The 13,989-nt window shown below is 63.6% G+C and carries 10 protein-coding genes; 3 read left to right on the forward strand and 7 right to left on the reverse strand.

Features of this window, described 5'->3' with window-relative positions; translation table 11 throughout:
* Nucleotides 1-23 precede the first annotated feature (23 nt).
* On the reverse strand, nucleotides 24-3,176 hold the full coding sequence (locus CO671_RS12740) for an efflux RND transporter permease subunit (protein WP_097606215.1): 3,153 nt from the start codon (nucleotides 3,174-3,176) through the stop codon (nucleotides 24-26).
* Nucleotides 3,176-4,276 (reverse strand): efflux RND transporter periplasmic adaptor subunit, encoded by a 1,101-nt coding sequence (locus tag CO671_RS12745; RefSeq protein WP_170964978.1) that lies wholly within the window; start codon nucleotides 4,274-4,276, stop codon nucleotides 3,176-3,178. The genes CO671_RS12740 and CO671_RS12745 overlap by 1 nt, the downstream gene beginning before the upstream one ends.
* Before the next feature lie 206 nt (nucleotides 4,277-4,482).
* On the opposite strand from CO671_RS12745, the gene CO671_RS12750 reads away from it, so the two are divergent.
* From CO671_RS12750 to CO671_RS12760, 3 genes are all read left to right on the forward strand, one after another.
* On the forward strand, nucleotides 4,483-5,169 hold the full coding sequence (locus CO671_RS12750) for a response regulator (protein WP_097606217.1): 687 nt from the start codon (nucleotides 4,483-4,485) through the stop codon (nucleotides 5,167-5,169).
* 2 nt (nucleotides 5,170-5,171) lie between these two features.
* Nucleotides 5,172-6,461: an ATP-binding protein gene (locus tag CO671_RS12755; protein ID WP_097606218.1), complete on the forward strand. Its 1,290-nt coding sequence runs from the start codon at nucleotides 5,172-5,174 to the stop codon at nucleotides 6,459-6,461.
* A 115-nt stretch (nucleotides 6,462-6,576) separates the two neighbouring features.
* Complete coding sequence (locus CO671_RS12760) at nucleotides 6,577-8,028, forward strand: efflux transporter outer membrane subunit (RefSeq protein WP_097606219.1); 1,452 nt, start codon at nucleotides 6,577-6,579, stop codon at nucleotides 8,026-8,028.
* 8 nt (nucleotides 8,029-8,036) lie between these two features.
* Here the strand turns inward: CO671_RS12760 and CO671_RS12765 are convergent, their stop codons facing one another.
* Genes CO671_RS12765 through CO671_RS12785 form a run of 5 tightly spaced genes read right to left on the reverse strand, consistent with a single transcriptional unit; the run spans nucleotide 8,037 to nucleotide 13,948 of the window.
* Nucleotides 8,037-8,873, reverse strand: coding sequence for a CoA ester lyase (locus tag CO671_RS12765; protein ID WP_010030464.1), 837 nt, complete (start codon nucleotides 8,871-8,873; stop codon nucleotides 8,037-8,039).
* Nucleotides 8,870-9,322: a MaoC family dehydratase gene (locus CO671_RS12770; protein ID WP_010030463.1), complete on the reverse strand. Its 453-nt coding sequence runs from the start codon at nucleotides 9,320-9,322 to the stop codon at nucleotides 8,870-8,872. The genes CO671_RS12765 and CO671_RS12770 overlap by 4 nt, the downstream gene beginning before the upstream one ends.
* Nucleotides 9,322-11,187 carry an acetyl/propionyl/methylcrotonyl-CoA carboxylase subunit alpha gene (locus CO671_RS12775; protein ID WP_097606220.1) on the reverse strand — a complete coding sequence of 622 codons (1,866 nt, stop codon included), beginning with the start codon at nucleotides 11,185-11,187 and terminating at the stop codon, nucleotides 9,322-9,324. The genes CO671_RS12770 and CO671_RS12775 overlap by 1 nt, the downstream gene beginning before the upstream one ends.
* A gap of 8 nt (nucleotides 11,188-11,195) precedes the next feature.
* Nucleotides 11,196-12,806, reverse strand: a complete 1,611-nt coding sequence (locus CO671_RS12780; RefSeq protein WP_097606221.1) for a carboxyl transferase domain-containing protein — start codon at nucleotides 12,804-12,806, stop codon at nucleotides 11,196-11,198.
* Nucleotides 12,803-13,948, reverse strand: coding sequence for an isovaleryl-CoA dehydrogenase (locus CO671_RS12785; RefSeq protein ID WP_097606222.1), 1,146 nt, complete (start codon nucleotides 13,946-13,948; stop codon nucleotides 12,803-12,805). Before CO671_RS12785 ends, CO671_RS12780 begins: the two co-directional genes overlap by 4 nt.
* Between the last annotated feature and the right edge of the window lie 41 nt (nucleotides 13,949-13,989).

Here is a 13,989-nt window from a genome sequence, read left to right on the forward strand (position 1 = left end):
GTCGCCTTGTCGGGCAGCGGACATCATCTGTGACCTTGCCCTCGTCTTGCCTGCTCGGGCTGGAAGGCGACCGCTGCGTGATCGTTGGACGCATGCGGCTTATCCCCGGCGATGTCCTGGGCCAGTCCGAGCCGGCGCAGGACCCGTTTGAGGATCTGTTCGAAATCGTCGACGAAGGTAAAGATGACGGGGATGACGATCAGGCTGAGCAGCGTCGACATCACCACGCCGCCGATCACCACGATCGCCATCGGCTGGCGGAAGCTGGAATCGCCGCCCATCAGACTGAGCGCGGCCGGCAGCATGCCTGAGGCCATGGCGATGGTGGTCATGACGATCGGCCGTGCGCGCTTGTGGCAGGCATCCACCAGGGCGTCGAACCTGGCCATGCCCCGCTGACGTGACATGATCGCATATTCGATGAGCAGGATGGAGTTCTTCGTCACCACGCCCATCAGCATGAGCAGGCCGATGACAACAGGCATGGAGAAGCTCGTTCCGGTCAGCACCAGCGGCATCAGCGCGCCGCCCAGCGAGAGCGGCAGAGCCATCAGCAGAGTGAGCGGCTGCAGGAAATCGTGGAAGAGCAGAACGAGGACCGCATAGATGCAGAACACGCCGATTGCCATGGCAAGAGCAAAGCTCTGGAACAGCTCCGAACTGCGCTGAAGTTCGCCCTGTTCGACCAGGGTGACGCCCGCCGGCAGGTGCTGGAGAGCGGGCAGCGCCTGCGCTTCGCGGTTGACGTCGCCGAGGATCCGGCCGTTCAGTTCGACGGAAAGGGTGACATTGCGCATCCGATCGATGCGGTCGATCTCGGAGGGGCTGCCGCCGATCTTCACATCGGCAATCGATCCGAGATCGACGTTGCCGTTCGTTCCGGCCACCCGCATGTTCTTGATGTCGTCCAGATTGGTGCGGGTCTCGGGCGAGAAGCGGACGACGATGGGGATTTGCCGCTGAGGCAGATTGAGCTTCGGCAGATCGGAGGAATATTCCCCGTTCGTCGCCACGCGCGCAGCCTCGGCGATAGCGCTCGACGTGACCCCGAGCGCGGCGCTGCGTGCAAAATCGGGCGTGATCTGGATCTCGGGCGCCTGCCTGGCCGCGGTCGATGTCACCGCGCCGATGCCCTGCAGCGAGCGGAGCTGTTCCTCGAGCGCCGTGCTGGCGCTGTCGAGCACGTTCGCATCGTCGCTTGCTAGTGTGATCTCGAGCTTCGTGCCATTGCCGCCGCCGCCGACCTCCACACGCACGCCGGGGAGGACGGAAAGCGCCTGCCGGATATCGTTTTCGATTTCCGATTGCTTGCGGTCGCGCTCGTCGATGGGCGGCAGCACGGCAACGATTGTCGCCGATCCGACATCGCTCGTGGTGCTGGCGTCGGGGCCGCCGCCCGAGGAGGTCGAACCGACGGCGGAAAAGACATGCGTCACGTCGGGAAGCTTGCCGATAATATCCGCGGCCTTCCTGGCCGTGGCATCCGTCTGCTCGATGGTGGCGCCCGGCTGCATGGTGAGGGTGATCTGGGTTCGCGCGTCGTCGGACGCGGGCAGGAAGCCCGATTTCAGCAGCGGGATGGTCGCAAGCGACAGCGCCACGACGACGGCGGTGACGGCCACGGTCGTCTTCCTGCGGTTCATGGCAGCCTTCACGATTGATATATAGGCACGCATGATCCGGCCATCCTTCTCCTCGGTCGGATGGGCCTTCATGAAATAGGCGGCCATCATCGGCGTCAGCAGGCGCGCGACCACGAGCGAGGCGAGCACGGCGACGGCAGCGGTGATGCCGAACTGGCGGAAAATGAGGCCCGGTATGCCGCTCATGAAGGCCGTCGGCAGGAAGACCGAGACCAGCGTGAAGGTGGTTGCGATAACGGCAAGCCCGATCTCGTTGGCCGCTTCGAGGGCGGCATCGATCGGCCGTTTGCCCATCTGCAAGTGGCGGGCGATGTTCTCGATCTCGACGATGGCATCGTCGACGAGGATGCCGACCACCAGCGACAGCGCAAGCAGCGTGACGATATTCAGGCTGAAGCCGGCGAAATACATGACAAGGAAGGTCGGTATGACAGACAAGGGCAGCGCCACGGCCGACAGGATCGTCGCCCGCCAGTCCCGCAGGAAAAGCCAGACGACGATGATCGCCAGGATCGCGCCTTCGTAGAGCATGTGCATCGAACCGTCGTAATTGCCGATGATCGGTCCGATCGTGCTGTAAGCCTCGTCGATCTCAACGTTGGAATGCTTGGCGGCGAACTGTTTGATCGCCTTGTCGACGTCGGCGGCAACACCGCTGTCGGAAAATCCGTTCGAGCGTTTGATCTCGACCGCGATCACCGGCTTGCCGTCGAGATAAGCCATCGAGGAGCGCTCGGCGAAGCTGTCGGTGACGGATGCCACGTCATCGAGGCGAACCTGCTGGCCGTTCGCCAGGGGAATTTTGAGTCCCTTCAGCGCCTCGACCGACGGCAGGGCGCCGAGCGTGCGCAAGGTCTGGCGGGTGCCGCCGATTTCGCCGAGGCCGCCCGACGTATCCGTCTGCACCGCCTTCAGCTGCGACGATACGGTGGCCGCAGTGACGCCCAGCGACGCCATCGTCGCGGGATCGAGATCCACATGAACCTCGCGATCGATGCCGCCGATGCGGTTGACTTGCCCGACGCCGGATACCGACAGCAGCGCCTTGGTCAGATCATTGTCGACGAACCAGGAAAGTTCGGTCTCGTTGAGAGCGGTGGAGCGGACGGCATAGGTGACCAAAGGGGAGCTCTGCACCGTGACCTTGCTGACGCTGGGTGTTTCCATCTGCGCCGGCAGATCGCCCTTGACGCTGTCGACGGCATTGCGGACTTCGTTCAGGGCCGTTTCGCTGTCTTTTTCCAGCTTGAAGGACACCTTGATCGAGACGGTGCCGTCCGTGATCGTCGTGGTGATATGGTCGAGATAGCTGAGGGCGGCAAGACCATCCTCGATCTTGCGGGCGACCTCGGTTTCGAGCTGCGTCGGTGCGGCGCCTTCGAGCGTGGCGGTGACGTTGATCGTGGGAAGGTCCATATCGGGGAAGTTCTGGATCGGCAACTGCTTGAAGGCCAACAGTCCGCCGACGGTCAGCATCACAAACAGCAATATCGCCGGCACGGGATTGCGGATCGACCAGGATGAGAAGTTCATCAGTTTTTCTCCGCAATCTTCACGAGGTCATTGTCCGACAGGAAGGCGCCGCCCGAGGTCACCACCTTCGACGAGCGGTCGATGCCGGAGACGATTTCCACCTCGCCATTGTTGCGGCGGCCCGTTTCCACCCTGACCCTTTGCACCCGCTGATCCTCGCCTGAAGTGAAGAGGTAGCTGATCCCGTCCCGGAACACGATCGCCGTCTCGGGAACGGTCAGCGCCGGAGAGGTCTGCAGTTCGATGTTGCCGGTGACGTAAAGGCCGGTGCGCGGACGGGCATCGGCGGGAAGCGCGACATAGACGATGGCCCGGCTGGTGTCGGTGCTCACTGAAGGCCCGACAAGCCTCACCTTGCCATCGATGACCTGGCCGTCCGGCCCGTTGATCTTGACGCTCAAGCCTTCCGAAATACGCAAGAGATAGCGCGCGGAAATCTCGGCCTGCCATTCGACACGCTGCTGGCGGACCATGCGGAACAGCTCCGTGCCGGCGGAGACGACGGCACCGAGATCGGCGGAACGGGAGGTGATGAGGCCGTCGTCGACGGCCGTGATCGTGGTTTGCGCAAGCTTGATCTTTTCGCTGTCGAGTGCGGCCTCTTCGGATGCAAGGCTTGCCGTCGCCGTCTGCTCGTCGGCCAGGTATTCGACGATCTTCTCGTCGGAGAGCGCGCCGGAAGGACGCAGCTGCCGCGCCCGGTCGGCATTGGCCTTGGCCTTCGAAAGACTTGCCTTGGCGTTCTCGACGGCCGCCTCCTGCTTGCGAAGATCGGCAAGCACGCTTTCCTGGGAAAGCCGGACGAGCGTCTGTCCTTTCGTGACCACGGACCCGACGTCGACCAGGACATCGGTGATGCGCAGGCCGCTGGTTTCGGAGGCGATGACCGCTTCCTGCCAGGGCTTCAGCCATCCGCTCGCCGGAACGGTCTCCGGCCAGTCTCGTTGCATCGGCGACGTCAAAGAGACGGTGAGAGCCGTTGCAGCGGCCTGTTCCGCCATGGCAGAACGCATGGGGGAGACAAGAGCTGCCGCGACAAGCGCGGCGGCAAGTATTCTGGATGGGTTTCTCAACAAAGCATTCCTTGTGGTCAAAGGCATGGGTGGCCTTTGCGTTCCGCGCGAACGCGACGAAGGACTGCCGCTGATGTCGAGGCGACCCGTCCTGGTGCGCATCCATGTCATGGCAGCATAAGTAACGGGGCGAACGTTAAGCGCGGTCAAGTTAGTGTTAAGATAGGTAAAACTTGGCCGCCCGCGCGCTTTCGTGCTGTATGGCTCGCCGGGATTAAAGACGGATAACGCGAATGAACAAGGTTCTCCTCATCGACGACGATGCCGAGCTGACGACGCTTCTGCAGGAATATCTGGTCGAGGAAGGATATGATGTCGTAACCGATACGGACGGCCGTGCCGCCATTGCCGCGGCTGCCGGCAATACGGTCGACATCATCGTGCTCGACATCATGATGCCGCGGATGAACGGGATCGAGGTGCTGCAGCGGATCAGGAAGCTGAGCCAGGTTCCCGTCCTGATGCTGACGGCAAGAGGCGATGACGTGGACAGGATATCGGGCCTCAATCTCGGCGCCGACGACTATGTGCCGAAACCCTGCTCCCCGGGCGAACTGGCGGCAAGGCTGCGCGCCATCCTGCGCCGCGCGGGTCAGCCAGCGACGGGTGTATCGACCGACACGATCAGGGCGGGGCAGCTCGTCATCCATTCCGGTAATAGAAGCGCCGAATGGCGCGGCGAGACCTTGGAGCTGACCGGCACCGAATTCAGCCTGCTCGAAGTCCTCGCCCGCAGCGCCGGCCAGCTGGTGTCGAAGCAGGAGATTTCGAAGCGGGCCTTCGGAAAACCGCTCACGCCGTTCGATCGCCGCATCGACGTCCATATCAGCAGCGTTCGTCAGAAGCTCGGGCTGCGGGAGGACGGGCAATCCTGGATCCAGTCCGTCCGCGGCCAGGGCTATCAACTTCTCGTGGACTGACCATGCCCCGGCTTTTCTGGAAATTCTTCAGGATTATCTGGCTGACTCTGGCGGCAAGCCTTGCTGCCATTATTCTTATCGTCAAACTCCTTCAGGCGGTCCCCTTCGCAAGCGAGCTGGAACATGAGCGGCGGACGCTTGTGCTCAACCTGACTGCAAATATTCTGGCTGAGGACGGCGAAGCGGCCGCGGCGCGTTTCGTGACCACAAGCGAAAAGACGCAACCGCTCGGCCTGTCCCTGTCGAAGCCTGCCGAGGCCGATGCCTGCGCCGAGAAGAACACGGTCACCTCCCGATCCGTGCCGAAGGATGGAGTCTGCTATCGGCTTTCCGTGTCGGCTCCGGCCGGTTCCACCTTCGACAGCCTTGGCCCATTCCTACCGTGGCTCACCATCCTGGTCGCCAGCACGATCGCGGCCGGCGCGCTGGCGCGATATCTCATTCGTCCCGTCGTGCATCTGCGCGATGGCCTGAGCGCGCTCGCCCATGGCCGTTTCGACTTTCGCATCGGCGACAAGATGGCCGGGCGAAAGGATGAAGTGACCGCCCTTGCCTATGATTTCGATGCGAGCGCCGCCCGGCTTCAGGAGCTTCAGGATGCGCAGCAGAGGCTGTTCCATGACGTCTCCCATGAGCTGCGTTCGCCTTTGTCCCGCCTGCAGGCAGCCGTCGGCGTGCTCCGGCAGAACCCCGCTAAACTCGGCGCCATGCTGGACCGTATGGACAGGGAGGTCGAACGGCTCGATACGCTGGTGGGCGAGGTTCTGACCCTTGCCAGGCTGACGGCGGGATCCGGCCGGCCGCTGAAGACGCAGACCCTCGACATCATCGAGCTCCTCAACGAAATCTTGGGCGACGCGGCATTCGAAGCCCAGGCGCGGGAGGTCGCGATCACGGCGAGCGTCGACGGCATCTTCCGTGCCGAGGTGGAAGGCGAACTGATCTACAGGGCGCTCGAAAATGTCGTCCGCAACGCCGTCAAATATACCGCCGAGCATTCGCGTGTGGCCGTATCCTGCGAAACGATGGCCGACCGCCTCAGGATCTGCGTCACCGATCAGGGGCCAGGCGTCGGGCGTGATGAGCTCGAACGGATCTTTCAGCCGTTTTCCCGCGGCAAGGATGCCATGCCGCGCGGCGGATATGGTCTCGGCCTTGCTATCGCCAGGCAGGCGATCGAGCGTCACGGCGGGCGCGTGCATGCCTCGCTGCCGGAAGCCGGCGGCCTGGCGATCACGCTCGAGCTTCCGAGGCGGCCGATGCCTTATGGTGCGGCCGGCGGTGAAAGCTGATCAGCATCGCTCGACAGGCGGTGCCGGATTTTACCTAACTTTACAGTTCCTTAACCGCCATTAACACTGGCGCCGCTAAGCCTGAACCCACGATCCCGGTTCAAGAGGCTCGCCCGTGAGTACGTCGCTTCGCATAAGACTATCATCCCTCCGCTACGCCGCATCCGCACTGACACTTCTGCTGGCAGGCTGCGTCAGCGGCCCGGATCACGTTCCCCCGCAAATGCCGCTGCCCGCCAAATTCGAAGAAGGGGGCAACAAGAGCAACGGCAATGTCGTGACGGCCGAGTGGTGGACGGCCTATCGCGACAAGCAGTTAAACGGCCTGGTGGCCCATGGCCTCAGCGAGAACCTCGATGTGCTGCAGGCGCTCGAAAGCATCAATTCGGCAGCTGCCAACGTCACCGTCGCCGGCGCCGGCGGCCTGCCGAGCCTGACTGTCGGCGCATCGCATACGGTCTCCGGGGAGAAGGGCCGGTTGCGCACGAGCGTCGGCACGACCAACACGACCGGCGGCGATGCCAGCCTTTCCTGGCTGCTCGACTTTTTCGGCCAGTATCGTCGCTCCAGGGAAAGTGCAATCGCCACGCTCGGGGCCGCCTATGCAACGGCCGACAATGCCAAGCTCACCTTCCTCAAGGACCTTGTCGAGAGCTATATCGACGCCCGCTACTACCAGGAGCGCATCGCGCTGTCGCAGGCGAGTTTGAAATCTCGCCAGCAGACTTACGAGCTGACGCAGCTGCAGTTGAAAGCCGGTGCGGCCTCCCGCCTCGATGTTGTTCAGGCGGAGGGCCTGGTACAGTCAACCAAATCCGATATTCCCGGCCTCGAAAAGAGCTTCACGGAATCGGCCCATCACATCGCCACGCTCATCGGGATGCCGGCATCCGCGCTGATGGGGGAGCTGCAGAAGAGTGCCGGCCAGCCGGTCTTCCGCGGCGACATTCGCGCCGGTATTCCGGCCGACCTCATCCGCAACCGTCCCGATATTCGCAAGGCCGAACGCGAGCTGGCGGCCGCCGTTGCCGATATCGGCGCGGCCGAAGCCCAGCTCTATCCGTCGATCTCGCTCTCCGGTTCGATCTCGCCGAGCTGGGTCAAAGCGTCGGGCGCCAGCGGCGGAAGTCTGACCAGCTGGTCGTTCGGGCCATCGCTCAACTTGCCGATCTTTGACGGCGGCACGTTGCGGGCGAATGTCGAGATCGAAAAATCCGACGCCAGGACCCAGTATCTCGCCTGGAAAGCAGCGGTGCTGAGCGGCGTCGAAGAAGTCGAAAACGCACTGACGGCTGTTCGTCGCGACACGCAGACGCTGGAGCCGCTGCGCCGGCAGGTGCAGACGGCGCAGGAATCACTCGCGCTTTCGACCACGAGCTATAAGGATGGCGCCTCGTCGCTGCTCGATGTCCTCGACGCGCAGCGTTCGGTCTCCGACGCTGAGGCAAGCCTTGCCGCCACCGTGCAGCAGGTCGCCAAGGACTATGTGGATCTCTACGTCGCCATCGGTGCCGGCTACCTTGAGCCGGAGCATGTCGCCGCCAAACCAACCGCAAAGTCGGGCTAATCTGCACTCTATCGTCTGGCACTCTCCAGAATGCGAGTCGCGAGCTTCAGATGCGGCATATCAAGCATGCGTCCGTCCACCTGGATGACACCCGCATCGGGCTGGGCGGCAAAGGCGGCGGTGACCTTCTCCGCCCAGGCGATCTCGGTGGCATCCGGCGTGAAGGCGTGGTTGATCGTTTCCACCTGGCTCGGATGGATGGCCATCATGCCGGAAAAGCCGTCGCGCCGGGCGCGGCCGACATAGGCTCGCAGTCCGTTGAGATCACGAAAATCGGGATAGACAGTATCGATTGCCGGAACAGCTGCGGCATGGGCTGCAAAGAGCGTGAGCGAGCGGGCAAGCTCGTAAGGCGGCGTATAGCGGCCGTCCGTTCTGCGCGCGGTCGCAGCCCCGATCGCAGCCGGCAGATCCTCGGCGCCCCAGGTCAGGCCGCAGAGCTTGTCCGAGACATCCCGATAGCTGCCGATCTCGAAGATCGCCGATGGCGTTTCGGTCGCGATCGGCAGGATGGGAGGAGCCGCCGCGAGAGCGCTTGCAAGCTTGCGCACCGAAGTGGCGCCTTCGGCCTTCGGCAGCATGAGCGCGAAAGGCTGAAGACCGCTCAGGGCGGCGAGGTCGTCCTCGCATTCCGGCGAGGCGAGAGGATTGATGCGGATGAGGAGCTTGGTCTCGCCGGCATGGCGCTGCACGAATTCGTGGACGCTGTCGCGGGCCTTTGGCTTGTTGGCCGGCGCGACGGAATCTTCCAGATCGAGAATGACGGCATCGGCGCCCGATGTGAGCGCTTTTTCGAAACGTTCCGGCCGATCGCCGGGCACGAAGAGCAGCGAGCGCAGCTTCATGATGGCTTCCCCTTCAGCATGGCGGTACGCAGGCACTGGCAGACGATCTCGTCGCGCTGGTTCAGCGTTACATGACGGAAAGTGACGATGCCGGCATCGGGGCGGGAGTTCGAGCGGCGCAGCTCCGTCACCTCCGTTTCCACCCGAAGCGTATCGCCGATGAAGACCGGTTTCGGCATCGTCACCTTGTCATAGCCGAGATTGGTGACGAGCGTGCCGAGTGTGGTGTCGCCGACCGAAAGGCCGACGGTCAGCGCAAAGGTGAAGGTGCCGTTGACGACGATCCGGCCAAACTCGGTGCCGGCCGCATATTCGGCATCGAGATGCAGCGGCTGCGGATTGTGGGACAGGGTCGTAAAGAGCAGGTTGTCGGTCTCGGTAACCGTGCGGCGGATGTTATGTGCGATGCGGTCGCCGACCGCCCATTCGTCGAAATAGCGGCCGGCCATCAGTCCTCTCCCTTCATGACGGTGACGACCAGCTGGTTTTCCGAAACACGGACGCCGGGGGAAACCTGCAGTTTGCCGACGATGCCGTCGAAGGGCGCCCGCAGCGAATGTTCCATTTTCATGGCTTCGACCGTCAGTAGGCGGTCTCCCTTGGCGACACGATCGCCCTCCGTGACCTCCACCGAAATGACGAGGCCCGGCATGGGTGACAGGATGGCGCCATCGCCCACACCGTGGTTCGCCTCGACCTCGCCTGCGTGAGGCAGGCCGATCGACCAGGCATTGCCCGCATCGAAAAGCACCGTTGTCTCGTCCATCTCGACGGCATTCGCTTCGAGGTCGGTGTAGGCGCGTCCCCAATGGAGATGACCGTCGATGCGCACCCGCACGCGGCTGTCGCTTGGCCCAGCGATGCGGAAGCCGGTCAGCGCAGACCAGGGATCGCCATCCATGTCCTTCGACAGTGCCGTGGCCGCTTTGTTAATGACGGTTTCATCAGGATCGTTGGCGACAAGGCTTTCGCCATGGCGGTCGAGGAAGCCGGTGTCGATCCGGGCTGCACGGAAATCCGGATCGGTGGCGATGCGGGCGAGAAGACCGGCATTGGATTTGACCGGCCAGACCTCGATGCCGGCACAGGCGGCGGCGAGCTTCGACAAGGCGGCCTCGCGGTTCGGCCCATGCGAAATGATCTTCGCGATCATCGGATCGTAGAAGGCGGTGATCTCGTCTCCCTGCTCGACGCCGCTGTCGACGCGGACCGCCTGCGGCAGTTTGAGATGGTCGAGCCGGCCGGTCGAGGGCAGGTAGCCGGCGGCGGGGTTTTCGGCATAGAGCCGGGCTTCGAAGGCCCAGCCGTTCATGGTGATCTCGTCCTGGCTTTTCGGCAGCGGCTCGCCACTTGCGACCTTCAGCTGCCAGAGGACCAGATCCTCGCCTGATATGGCCTCGGTGACGGGATGCTCCACCTGCAGGCGCGTGTTCATCTCCATGAACCAGATGCGGTCGGGATTGAGGCCCGAGGAGGCGTCGGCGATGAATTCGATCGTGCCGGCGCCGACATAGTTTACCGCTCTTGCAGCCTTGACCGCCGCATCGCAGATCGCCGCGCGGGTGGCGGCATCAAGGCCGGGGGCAGGGGCCTCTTCGATGACTTTCTGGTGCCGGCGCTGCAGCGAGCAATCGCGTTCGAAGAGATGGACGCAATTTCCGAGCTTATCGGCGAAGACCTGAACTTCGATATGGCGCGGATTGGCGATATAGCGTTCGATCAGCACGCGGTCGTCGCCGAAGGCGGCGGCCGCCTCACGCCGGCAGGAGGCGAGAAGTTCAGCGAAATCCTCACGCCGGTCGACGCGGCGCATGCCCTTGCCGCCGCCGCCGGCAACGGCCTTGATGAGCACGGGATAGCCGATCGTATCGGCCTCGGCCGCAAGCCTTGCGTCGCTCTGGTCCAGGCCGAGATAACCGGGGGTGACGGGGACACCTGCCGCCTGCATCAATTCCTTGGCGGCGTCCTTCAGACCCATGGCGCGGATGGCAGCCGGGGGAGCGCCGACCCAGATCATGCCGGCCTTTTCAACCGCTTCGGCAAAGTCGGCATTTTCCGACAGGAATCCGTAACCGGGATGGATGGCGGCAGCACCTGACTTGCGGGCAGCTTCCAGGATGCGTGCCTCAGAAAGGTAGCTTTCGCGGGCCGGCGGCGGGCCGATGGCGATCGCCTGGTCCGCTTCCCTGACGAAGGGCAGGCCGGCATCGGCCTCGGAATAGACGGCGATGGTGCGGATGCCGAGCATCTTTGCCGTGCGGATGATGCGGCGGGCGATTTCGCCCCTGTTGGCGATGAGAAGACTTTCCATCATAGCACGCCTCACATCCTGAACAGGCCGAAGCGCGGCCCTTTCGGGATTGGCGCATTCAGGCTGGCGGAAAAGGCAAGGCCCAGCACGTCGCGTGTCTGGCGCGGATCGATGATGCCGTCGTCCCAGAGGCGGGCGGTGGCATAATAAGGGTTGCCCTCGGCCTCGTAACCGGCGCGGATCGGCGCCTTGAAAGCCTCTTCCGCGCCGGTCGGCCAGTCCTCACCGCGCGCCTCCATCGCGTCGCGGCGGATGGTGGCGAGCACCGAGGCCGCCTGTTCGCCGCCCATGACGCTGATGCGGCTGTTCGGCCAGGTGAAGAGGAAACGCGGGCGATAGGCGCGGCCGCACATGCCGTAATTGCCGGCCCCGAAGCTGCCGCCGATGATGACGGTCACTTTCGGCACGGTCGCAGTCGCAACCGCCGTCACCAGCTTTGCCCCGTCCTTGGCGATGCCGCCGGCCTCGTAGCGGCCGCCGACCATGAAGCCGGAAATGTTCTGCAGAAAGAGCAGCGGCACGCGGCGCTGGCAGGCAAGCTCGATGAAATGCGCGCCCTTCAGCGCGCTTTCGGAAAAGAGCACCCCGTTATTGGCAATGACGGCGACAGGCATACCCCAGATGCGGGCGAAGCCGCAGACGAGGGTGGTGCCGTAGAGCGGCTTGAACTCATGCAGTTCCGAGCCATCGACAATCCGGCCGATCACTTCGCGCACATCATAGGGCGAACGCACGTCCTCAGGAATGATGCCGTGAAGGTCCTCGACGTCGAGCTTCGGGGGACGCGGAGGCTGAATGTCGATATCGACCGATTTGACGCTGTTGAGGCTGGCGACGATATCGCGCACTAGCAGCAGCGCATGTTCGTCGTTTTCGGCGACATGGTCGACGACGCCCGATCGGCGGCCATGCGTCTCGGCGCCGCCGAGCTCTTCGGCCGAAATGATTTCGCCGGTCGCGGCTTTGACCAGCGGCGGGCCGGCGAGGAAGATCGTACCCTGATTACGCACGATCACCGTCTCGTCGGACATGGCGGGAACATAGGCGCCGCCTGCCGTGCAGCTTCCCATGACGCAGGCAATCTGGGCAATGCCTTCGGCCGACATCTGCGCCTGGTTGTAGAAGATCGCGCCGAAATGATCGCGGTCGGGGAAGACCTCGGCCTGATGCGGCAGATTGGCGCCGCCGCTGTCGACCAGATAAAGGCAGGGCAGCCGGTTCTGCATGGCAATTTCCTGTGCCCTGAGATGTTTTTTCACCGTCATTGGGAAATAGGCGCCGCCCTTTACCGTCGCGTCATTGGCGACGATCATCACCTCGCGGCCGCAAACGCGGCCGATGCCCGCGATGATGCCGGCACCCGGCGCCTCGCCGCCATACATGCCGTTGGCCGCCAGCGTGCCGATCTCCAGGAAGGGACTGCCGGCATCGATGAGCAACTGGATACGGTCGCGGGGCAGGAGCTTGCCCTTGCTCGTGTGACGTTCACGGGCCGATTGCGACCCGCCCTCGCGCGCCTTCGCGGAACGCTCGCTGAGCTCGTCGGTCAGCGCCTTGTTCTTGATGGCATTGGCTTTGAAGTTCTCGCTGTCGCGATCGATCGCGGTCGATATCACCGTCATGATGCGATGAGCTCCCGGCCGATCAGGTAGCGGCGGATCTCGTTGGTGCCGGCGCCGATATCGTAGAGCTTGGCGTCGCGCAGAAAACGCTCGACCGGCCATTCCTTGGTATAACCGGCGCCGCCGAGCGCCTGGATCGCCTCCAGCGACACCTTCACGGCGTTCTCGCTGGCAAAAAGGATCGCGGCTGCCGCGTCGGTGCGGGTTGTGCGGCCGGCGTCGCAGGCGCGGGCGACGGAATAGACATAGGCGCGTGCCGAATTCAGCGCGACATACATGTCGGCAATTTTGGCCTGCATCAGCTGGAAATCGCCGATCGGTTTGCCGAACTGCTTGCGATCGCGCACATAGGGCAGCACGACATCAAGGCAGGCCTGCATGATGCCGAGCGGGCCGCCGGCAAGCACGGCGCGCTCATAGTCGAGGCCGGACATCAGGATCTTCACGCCTTCGCCTTCCCGGCCCATTAGCGCCTCGGCCGGTACCTCGCAATCCTCAAAGACCAGCTCGGCCGTATCGCTGCCGCGCATGCCAAGCTTGGAGAGCTTCTTGGAGACGCTGAAGCCGGGCATGCCCTTCTCGATGATGAGGGCGGAAATGCCTTTCGGGCCGGCGGCGGGATCGGTCTTTGCATAGACGACCAGCACCTCGGCATGGGGCGCATTGGTGATCCAGAATTTGGTGCCGTTCAGAATGTAGCGGTCGCCCTTGCGCTCGGCCCGCAACCGCATCGAGACGACATCGGACCCGGCGCCGGCCTCCGACATGGCAAGTGAGCCGACATGCTCGCCGGAAATCAGCTTGGGCAGATGGCGACGCTTCTGTTCCGGTGAGGCCCAGCGGCGGATCTGGTTGACGCAAAGATTGGAATGGGCGCCATAGCTCAGGCCGACGGAGGCCGAGGCGCGCGACACCTCCTCCATCGCGACGACATGCTCGAGATAGCCGAGACCGGCGCCGCCGAATTCCTCCTCGACGGTGATCCCATGCAGGCCGAGCGCGCCCATCTGCGGCCAGAGCTGGCGTGGAAACGTGTTGCTTTCGTCGATCTCCGCTGCCAGCGGAGCAATATGATCGGCGGCAAACCGCGCCGTCGTGTCGCGGATCGCATCCGCGGTTTCGCCGAGCGAAAAATCAAACATGGCACTCCTCCCGCTAAAATATGTAGCGCGGGTTGCGGCAG

The sequence above is a fragment of the Rhizobium sp. M10 genome (genome assembly GCF_002531955.1).
Classification (GTDB): Bacteria; Pseudomonadota; Alphaproteobacteria; order Rhizobiales; family Rhizobiaceae; genus Rhizobium; species Rhizobium etli_C.

Bases quoted from the DNA above. Each gene is read 5' to 3' on its own strand.
- CO671_RS12745 (WP_170964978.1), bottom strand. From the start codon at position 4,276: ATGCCTTTGACCACAAGGAATGCTTTGTTGAGAAACCCATCCAGAATA.
- CO671_RS12775 (WP_097606220.1), bottom strand. From the start codon at position 11,187: ATGATGGAAAGTCTTCTCATCGCCAACAGGGGCGAAATCGCCCGCCGC.
- CO671_RS12780 (WP_097606221.1), bottom strand. From the start codon at position 12,806: ATGACGGTGATATCGACCGCGATCGATCGCGACAGCGAGAACTTCAAA.
- CO671_RS12755 (WP_097606218.1), top strand. From the start codon at position 5,172: ATGCCCCGGCTTTTCTGGAAATTCTTCAGGATTATCTGGCTGACTCTG.
- CO671_RS12785 (WP_097606222.1), bottom strand. From the start codon at position 13,948: ATGTTTGATTTTTCGCTCGGCGAAACCGCGGATGCGATCCGCGACACG.
- CO671_RS12740 (WP_097606215.1), bottom strand. From the start codon at position 3,176: ATGAACTTCTCATCCTGGTCGATCCGCAATCCCGTGCCGGCGATATTG.
- CO671_RS12770 (WP_010030463.1), bottom strand. From the start codon at position 9,322: ATGGCCGGCCGCTATTTCGACGAATGGGCGGTCGGCGACCGCATCGCA.
- CO671_RS12765 (WP_010030464.1), bottom strand. From the start codon at position 8,873: ATGAAGCTGCGCTCGCTGCTCTTCGTGCCCGGCGATCGGCCGGAACGT.
- CO671_RS12750 (WP_097606217.1), top strand. From the start codon at position 4,483: ATGAACAAGGTTCTCCTCATCGACGACGATGCCGAGCTGACGACGCTT.